The organism is Kribbella sp. NPDC002412 (assembly GCF_053592935.1).
In genome coordinates this window covers 19,179-27,617 of sequence record NZ_JBSFBL010000076.1, presented here as the reverse complement: position 1 = coordinate 27,617, position 8,439 = coordinate 19,179, and the positions used below count along the sequence as shown (strand labels likewise).

General features: G+C 68.1%; 8 protein-coding genes. 3 read left to right on the top strand and 5 right to left on the bottom strand.

The window, feature by feature from the left end:
* The coding region (locus ACWCOV_RS37545; protein ID WP_449834137.1) for a biotin carboxylase N-terminal domain-containing protein at window positions 1–246 on the bottom strand (246 nt) is incomplete at its 3' end.
* 65 nt (window positions 247–311) lie between these two features.
* A complete protein-coding gene (locus tag ACWCOV_RS37540) occupies window positions 312–758 on the bottom strand; it encodes an Lrp/AsnC family transcriptional regulator (protein ID WP_449834136.1) in 447 nt (148 codons plus the stop codon).
* Window positions 759–828: 70 nt separating this feature from the next.
* Between ACWCOV_RS37540 and ACWCOV_RS37535 the strand changes: the two genes are divergently transcribed.
* The 3 genes from ACWCOV_RS37535 to ACWCOV_RS37525 all read left to right on the top strand — a co-directional run bounded on the left by ACWCOV_RS37535 (window position 829) and on the right by ACWCOV_RS37525 (window position 3,845).
* A complete protein-coding gene (locus ACWCOV_RS37535; protein WP_449834135.1) occupies window positions 829–1,734 on the top strand; it encodes an SMP-30/gluconolactonase/LRE family protein in 906 nt (301 codons plus the stop codon).
* An 89-nt stretch (window positions 1,735–1,823) separates the two neighbouring features.
* A complete protein-coding gene (locus ACWCOV_RS37530; protein ID WP_449834134.1) occupies window positions 1,824–2,753 on the top strand; it encodes an SMP-30/gluconolactonase/LRE family protein in 930 nt (309 codons plus the stop codon).
* Window positions 2,754–2,870: 117 nt separating this feature from the next.
* Complete coding sequence (locus tag ACWCOV_RS37525; RefSeq protein WP_449834133.1) at window positions 2,871–3,845, top strand: hypothetical protein; 975 nt, start codon at window positions 2,871–2,873, stop codon at window positions 3,843–3,845.
* 44 nt (window positions 3,846–3,889) lie between these two features.
* Here the strand turns inward: ACWCOV_RS37525 and ACWCOV_RS37520 are convergent, their stop codons facing one another.
* From ACWCOV_RS37520 to ACWCOV_RS37510, 3 genes are all read right to left on the bottom strand, one after another.
* Window positions 3,890–5,329: an Nramp family divalent metal transporter gene (locus ACWCOV_RS37520; RefSeq protein ID WP_449834132.1), complete on the bottom strand. Its 1,440-nt coding sequence runs from the start codon at window positions 5,327–5,329 to the stop codon at window positions 3,890–3,892.
* Between the two features lie 85 nt (window positions 5,330–5,414).
* A complete protein-coding gene (locus tag ACWCOV_RS37515) occupies window positions 5,415–5,855 on the bottom strand; it encodes a YdeI/OmpD-associated family protein (protein ID WP_449834131.1) in 441 nt (146 codons plus the stop codon).
* A 232-nt stretch (window positions 5,856–6,087) separates the two neighbouring features.
* On the bottom strand, window positions 6,088–8,289 hold the full coding sequence (locus tag ACWCOV_RS37510; protein WP_449834130.1) for an MMPL family transporter: 2,202 nt from the start codon (window positions 8,287–8,289) through the stop codon (window positions 6,088–6,090).
* Between the last annotated feature and the right edge of the window lie 150 nt (window positions 8,290–8,439).

Sequence of the window (8,439 nt, the reverse complement as noted above, 5' to 3'; positions counted from 1 at the left end):
GGCGTTCGCGCCCGAGCGGGCCGCGACGTCGAGGATCTTGGCGATGTTCAGGTAGGAGTCGGCCGGTGTCGCGCCGTCCAGCGAGTACGCCTCGTCGGCGAGCCGGACGAACAGCGCGTCGCGGTCCTGCTCGGCGTACACGGCGACGCTGCCCAGCCCCGCGTCGGCGGCGGCGCGGACGACCCGGACGGCGATCTCGCCCCGGTTCGCGACCAGCACCTTGGTGATCTGCTTGCTGTCGGACACAGCTGACTCCCTTCGGCCAGCCCGAGTCTAGGGTGAACGACCCCTTCGGGGAGACAGGGCGTTGCTCACACCGTAAGCGATCGCTCGAAGAAGGATTCCAGTACGACGACCGTCTGGGTGCTCGTCACACCGTCGACCTGGTGCAAGGCCCGCAGGGTCGCCTGGAGGTCCTCGGTGGTCGCCGTCCGGACCTTGACCAGCACGGACGCCGGCCCGGCGATGATGTGCGCCTCCTCGACCGCCGGGATCTCCCGCAGCGCGCGCAGCGTCGGCTCGTCGCCCATCCAGGCGTCCGCGTCGAGCAGCACGTAGGACAGGACCCCGCGGCCGAGCGCGGCCGGGTCGACCTCGATCGTGGTCCGCCGGATCACGCCGGCCGCTTTCAGCTTCCGGACCCGCTCGTGCGCGGCGCCCGCGGACAACCCGACCGCCTGCCCGAGCGCGGCGTACGACTGGGTGGCGTCCTCCTGCAGAAGCGCCAGCAGCTGTCGATCCGTATCGTCTATGGACATCGTCACCCTTTACCAAACCTCATCCGATCAACTACAACGATAACAGGATGAGATTCAATGAAGGAGTCCAATGACCATCACGCTGTCACCGCCGCCGCACCGGATCCGGGCCGAGTTGGTCGTCCTCGACGACCGGTTCCGCGCGATCGCCGGCGACGAGTACGTCGAGTGCCTGTACGACGGCGGTCGCTGGCTCGAAGGACCGGCGTACTCACCCGCCTGGCGCTGCCTGGTCTTCAGCGACATCCCGAACGACCGGATGCTCCGCTGGGACGAGGTCTCCGGCCAGGTATCCGTCTTCCGCGAGCCGTCCGGCTACGTCAACGGCAACACGATCGACCGCCGGGGCCGGCTGATCAGTTGCTCGCAGGGCGACCGCCAGGTCATCCGGACCGAGTACGACGGACGCCGTACGGTGCTCGCCTCGCACTTGCACGGCAACCGGCTGAACAGCCCGAACGACGTGGTCGTGAAGAGCGACGACTCGGTCTGGTTCACCGACCCGCCGTACGGGATCACCTCGGACTACGAGGGGCACGCGGCCGAGCAGGAGATCGACGGCTGCCACGTCTACCGGATCGCGCCGGACGGCGTGCTGACCGTGGTCGCGGACGACTTCACCCGCCCGAACGGGCTGGCGTTCTCGCGCGACGAGACCCAGCTGTACGTCGTGGACACGCCGGCCAAGCACATCCGCCGCTTCGACGTGGACGGGGACAAACTGCGTGGCGGCGAGGTGTTCGCGCCCTGCACGGCCGGGATGTTCGACGGCATCCGGCTGGACAGCGCCGGCCGGGTCTGGGCGGCGACGCACGAAGGCGTCCACTGCTTCGACCCGGACGGCACTCTGATCGGCAAGCTGCTGCTGCCGGACATCACGTCCAACCTGACCTTCGGCGGCCCCAAACGCAACCGCCTCTTCATCACCGCAACCACATCCGTCTGGTCCTGGCTCGTCACCACAACTGGAGCCTGATCATCGGGAGGTCCACCGGGCGGTCTTGCGGCCCACGTCGTATCGAAACGGAATAGGGTTTCCGGGGTAGCCGATCTTGAGGAGTGACGATGACGGGCATTCTCGAGCCGCTGGCCGGTACGGCGCCGGCCGTCTGGGAGAAGCTGGACGACCGGTTTGCCGGGATCCGCGGCGACCGGCTGCTGGAGCGGCTGTGGACCGGCGGGCGGTGGGTGGAAGGCCCGGTGTACTCGCCGGCCGGCCGCTACCTGCTCTGGAGCGACATCCCGAACGACCGCATCCTGCGCTGGGACGAGACGTCGTACCAGGTCTCGGTCTTCCGGCACCCGGCCGGCAACACCAACGGGCACACGCTGGACACCGAGGGCCGCCTGGTCAGCTGCGAGCACGGCAACCGCCGGGTCACCCGCACCGAGCACCACGGCGCCGTCACCGTGCTGGCCTCCGAGTACGACGGGAAGCGGCTGAACAGCCCGAACGACGTGGTGGTCAAGCGCGACGGGTCGGTCTGGTTCACCGACCCGGCGTACGGGATCGACAGCGACTACGAGGGGTACAAGGGCGAGATCGAGACCGGCGGCTGCCACGTCTACCGGATCTCGCCGGACGGCGTGCTGACCCGGGTCGCCGACGACTTCAACCGGCCGAACGGGCTGGCGTTCTCGCCGGACGAGTCGTTGCTCTACATCGCCGACTCCGAGGAGGGCACGCTGCGGGTGTTCACCGTCGACGGCGACAAGCTGTCCGGCGGCGAGCTGTTCGCGGAGTGCGGCAACGGGATCTTCGACGGCATCCGGCTCGACACCGAGGGCCGGATCTGGGCCTCGGCCGCTGACGGCGTGCACGTCTACCACCCGGACGGCACCCTGCTCGGCAAGCTCCTGGTGCCCGAGACGGTCTCCAACCTGGTCTGGGGCGGTCCGAAGCGCAACCGCCTCTTCCTGACCGCGACCACCTCGGTCTACTCGGTGTTCACGACCGTCAACGGTGCCCCCGGCCCGTACGGCCCGCTGCGCTGACGGTTCCCTCTCGCGGGGGAGGTCGTTGGTCCTGCAGATGGATCACCGCGGCGGGGTGTGAATGACAGCGTGCTTCGGGTGGCCCGCAATGGGCGGGCCGGACCCGAGGGAGTTCACGTGCTCAGCCCGAAATTCGTCCGTCGACTGGTCCCTGCCGGGGCACTGGCCGTGCTCGCGGCCGTCGGCGCCGTAGCAGCACCGGCGGCCGCCGGCCAGGACCCGGTGATGCAGGTGTCCGGCGCCGCGGGCGGTCGGTTGGGGCCGGAGTGGCCGGGGATGGAAGGCGACCCCGTGCGGTTCGAGATCGACGGCAAGGCCACCGATCCGCTGCACCCGTCCGGGTCCTTCCACGTCGTCCACCGCAAGCCGGACGGCCGGCTGCTGGCCGAGTTCAGTGGCCGGATCACCAGCCTGAAGGCCGTCGACGAGGTCGCGATCGTGACTGGCGTGATCGAGGCGGCGGAGCATCCCGACATAGACCTGGAGTTCGTCGGCAAGCCGGTCGCGATGACGGTGTACGACGGTGGAGATCACGACCGGATCGGTTGGGCGTGGGGCTTCTTCGGCGCCCCGGTGAGCCTGCTCCAGGGCGTCGCGCCGTCCTTCGAGCTGACCGCCGGTGGCTTCCGGGTCGACGGGGGACCCCGCCATCACGGTGCTCAGGGCAATGGTCCGGAGGTGCAGGTGCAGTCCGGCGACGGTACGACGGTTGCCGCCGTACTCGGTGGTCCGGGCCCGACCGGCGGCGCCCTGCGCTTCGAGCTCGCGGCGCGCGTTCCGGCCGGGGGCAACGCGACCCAGGTCCAGGGCCGCTTCCACTTCGTCGAGCGTGGCAAGGCGGACATCGAAGGCCGGCTCACCTGCCTGCAAGCCGGTGGTCCCGTCGCGATCACGACCGGCGTGGTGACCAGGTCGAACGATCCGGCCCAGGTCGGCAAGCCGGTGTCGTTCTCACTCAAGGACGGGAAGGTCGACCGCATCGGCTGGCTCTGGAGCTGGTCCGCCGACCGGCCCCCGATCGCCGACTGCATGTCGACTGTGCCCTCTTACGCCCCGCGGTGGGGCGGGCTCGCCGTACTGCCTCAGGCCTGACGATCCCGGGTACGGCGCTGCGTGGCGCCGTACCCGGGGTTGGGTCAGAAGTTCTTCTTCACCTGGTCGATGACGGTGAACACGGCCAGGAATCCGAACGCGAGGAACGAGAAGCCCAGCACCGCGGTGCGTAGCTTCGTGATCCGGATCGCGTGCGGCAGCGCCCGCGAGTTCATCCACCACAGCAGGCCGGAGTAGAAGAACATCATCGTGCCCGCCGTACAGGCGGAGATGACCAGCAGCACCAGCGGCTGGGTCAGGCCGGCCAGCAGCACGAGGATGCCGAAGGCAACGAGCCCCCAGACCAGGTAGAAGTACAGCTTGGACTCGCTCACCTTCGAGGTCCGCAGGTAGCGCGACTTGACCATGTCCGCGGTCAGCCGGGACGTGTAGTCGACGATGCCGGCCGCGGCCGCGAACAGCGCGAAGGCCCCGATCGCCCAGAACAGGTACCCGAACCAGCCGCCGACCAGGGTCTGCAGCGTGGTGCCCTCGACCTTCAGGAAGCTGATGTTGTTCTTGACGTCCGGGTTCCCGAACAGGGTCGCGTGCGCGAGCATCGAGGTGAACACGATGGTCAGCACCGTGATCGCGACGAAGGTCAGCGCCTGCTCGACGTTGGCGAACTTCCACCAGCGCCGCCAGCGCGCCATGTTCGACTCGTCGATGGTGAAGGTGTAGCCGTTGGCGGTCGGGTCCGCCTCTTTCTCACCGGTGATCGGCGAGGTCAGCCGGGGCACGTGCACCCCCATGCCGAAGCCCTTGTCCCGGATCCAGTTGCTCTGCACCAGGTTCTGCCCGCCGCCGGCGCCGGCGTACGCGATGGCGCCCATGATGAGGGCGAACCCGAGCTGGTCGGCGGGGAACTGCGGGTTGGTGACCGCGTCGCCGAGCGCGCCGTAGGTCTTGCCCCGGATGGCGAACGCCAGCGCCAGCAGGACCAGCAGGGTGACGGCCGCGATCTTGACGAAGATCAGCCGTTCGAGCATCACGTAGACGACCGGCGCGAAGGTCAGGATCAGCCCGATCACGAGCAGGATGCCGATCGCGATCCAGCGCGGGTCCCCGGCCCCGAACAGGTAGGTGAGCATCGATGCCGAACTGGTCGCCCAGCCGGGCCACATGTTCGCGAAGTACGTCATGATCGCGAAGAACAGGCCCCAGTGCTTCCAGTACCGGTTGAAGCCGGTCAACGCTGTCTCACCAGTGGCCAGCGTGTACCGCTCGATCTCCATGTTCAGGAACCACTGGATGATCACGCCGACCACGGCGCCCCAGAGGAACACCAGGCCGACCTGGCTGGCGATGTACGGCCACAGGATGAACTCGCCGGACGCCAGGCCGACGCCGGCGCCGACCATGCCGGGACCGATGATCTTCCAGGTGTTGGTGGGTGGTTCGGGTAGGTCGCGAACCTGCGGTGCGGGCAGGTTCCGCGTCGGCAGAGCGAATCTGCCGTGCTCAGTCGATGTCGTGTCTGCCATCGTGGTCCTCACTTCCTCGACCCCCCGCACTATCTCCGGACCATAGCGAATACTGTCGACACGGGCGACCCGACACAGTGCGCAGTTAAGAGGACTTGAGGATTTCGATTGCCTTGGCGATCCGCCGTACCCGGGTTTCCGGCTTCTTGGCCTCGGTGACCGCGTTGACGTGCTCGCGGCGGTGGCTGTAGCTCAAGGCATCGAACGCCTCCTGCAGCCCGGCCTCCGCGAGCGCGGTCGCGAGATCCTCCGGTACGTCGACCGTCCGCTCAGCGGTGTCCCGCTCGAGGGTCACGGTGATCGGATCACCATCCCCCTTGCCCAGTTGCGTCCGGATCCCCTTGAGCAGCCCGATCACCATGCACCCACCCATGGACGCGATCGACCCCCGATACTCCACCCCGTCGAACGAGGCCTGCACCGGAATCCGCCCCCCACCACCGAGCGCCGCGACCACCTCCCCAGGCACCTCCACCCAGGCCCCACCCCCGTCATTGACCACAACCGTCCCCACAAACGTCACCATCCCCCCACGGTACAAAGTCTTCAGGATCTGCGGATGCTCTACTACGAGGTCGCGCCCGACCGGCCCGGTGGTTTCGACGAGTTCCCCAACCACCACAACAAGAACGGACAACCCCGCGTGTTGCGCCTTCTCCCCTGGCACACCAAGGGAGAGGGCACAACACCAGCGGATATCCCCTCGCGTGATTTACCAGCCAAACATCGTTGGCGAGGCACTAGGTGACGGGAACGCGTCACCGCGCGAGTTTGCTGGGCCACCAGACCTTCTTGCCGATGTCGTAGGACAGGGCGGGGACCAGGAGGGAGCGGACGACGGTGGTGTCGAGGAGGACGCCGAAGGCGACCATGAAGGCTATCTGGACGAGGAAGAGGATGGGGAGGACGGCCAGGGCGGAGAAGGTGGCGGCCAGGACCACGCCGGCGGAGGTGATGACGCCGCCGGTGACGGCGAGGCCGACCAGGATGCCTGGTCTGGTGCCTTGCTCCTGGGACTCCTCCCGGACCCGTGTCATCAGGAAGATCGAGTAGTCGATGCCTAGGGCAACGAGGAAGACGAAGGCGTAGAGCGGGATGCTCGGGTCGGCGCCGGGGAAGCCGAACACGTGGTTGAACATCAGCGCGCTCACCCCGACCGTGGCGGCGAACGAGATCACGTTCGCGACCACCAGCAGGACCGCCGCCACGATCGAGCGCAGCAACAGCATCAGTACGACGAAGATCACCGCCAGGATGGCCGGGATGATCACCCGCAGGTCCCGCTCACTGGCGTCGAGCACGTCGAGGTTGATCGCGGTGTTCCCGCCGACCAGGATGTCGGGCGACACCTTGTCCAGTTCGGTGCGCAGGTGCTCGACCACCTTGGTGGCCTCGGGGGAGTCGGCCGCGACCTCCAGCGTCGCCTGGACGAGAACCTTGCCGTCGACAACCTTCGGCGGTACGCCGGGGGCCGCCGAGGCGGACGCCGTACCGACGCCCTCGACCTGTGACGCGGTCTGAACCACCTGGTCGGCCTGCGCGACCGGCGTGAGGATCTGGACCGGCGTACCGGCGCCGGCGTCGAAGTGCTTCGCCAGCTCCTCCTGCCCGGTGACGGACTCGACCTTGTCGAGGAACAGGTCCTCCTGCGAGATCCCGCTCGCCTTGAACGTCGGCAGGAACGCCGCGCACGCGAGCAGCGCGAGCGCGCTGATCGCCCACACCTTGCGCGGGCTGCGGCCGACCAGCCCGGACACCCGCCCCCACAGCCGGCGCCCGCCGACCTGGTCGCGGGCGTGCACGTGGTCGACCCGCGGGATGGACGGCCAGAAGATCCGCCGGCCGAACGCGAGCAGGATGGCCGGCAGGAAGCTCATCGAGGCGATCAGCGCCCCGGCGATCCCGATCGCGCCGACCGGCCCGAGGCCCTTGGTGCTGCCGAGCTCGGAGAGCAACAGGCAGAGCAGGCCGAGGATGACGGTCGCCGCGCTGGCCGCGATCGGCTCGATCGACGCCCGCCACGCGATCCGCATCGCGTCGTACTTGCTGGTGTAGTCGTGCAACTCCTCTTTGTAACGAGAGACCAGGAGCAGCGAGTAGTCGGTCGCGGCTCCGACGACCAGGATGAACAAGATGCCCTGGCTCTGCCCGTTCAGCTCGAGGACGCCGTTCTTCGCCAGCGGGTACACCACCAGCGCGGCCAGCGCGAGCCCGAAGATGGCGGTGAGCAGTACGGCGATCGGCAGGATCGGGCTGCGGTAGACGATCAGCAGGATGACGAACACCACCGCGAGCGCGACGCCGAGCAGGATCCCGTCGATCCCGCCGAAGGCGACGACGAAGTCCGCGAACACGCCGCCGGGACCGGTCACGTAGACGTTCAGACCAGTGGGTGTGAGGTTCTGCTCGATCTCGGTCCGCATCGCGTCGGCGGCCGCGTACAGCACCGTCTCGCCCTCGTGGACCACGTCGTCGACCCGGTCACCGTCGAGCTCGACGGTGATCAGTAGCGCCTGCTTGTCGTCCGACGGGATCACCGTCTTGGCCGGCGCGGCCAGGTAGTCACCGATCGTCGAGCCGTTGCCGAGGTCCAGCCCCGGCACCTTGGCGAGGAACTCGTTGGCCTTCGCGAGGTCGGCCGGCGTGATCCCGGAATCGCGCTGGATCAGGACGAAGTACGGCAGCGCGTTGGAGTCGACGAACTTCGCGGACTCGTTGGCCACCAACGTCGATTCCGCTTGTTTCGGGAGGAAGTTGGCGTTGTCGTTCTCCTGGACCTCGCTCAGCTTCCCGACCGTCGGCCCGCCCAGCGAGGCGAGCACGAGCCACCCGATCAGTACGGCGGCGATCGCCGCGCGCCACGCCCACCGGCCACCCGTGCGTCCGCCGGTGCGCCCACCCTTTCCGCCGTCCCCGGTCTCCAGACCTGCCTCACCGCTGGTCTGCTCAGTCTGTTTCAACGTTGTCCCCTCAGCGTCGGTAGGGGCACAGTACCCAGCCGCGTCAGTTCTTCTCTCACTACCCGCCGATGGGTGTGCGGGAGCCGTTTCGGCGGCGTAACAACAAGATGACTACGCGGAAACACCCCGGTCATAGCGTCCTGGCCTACT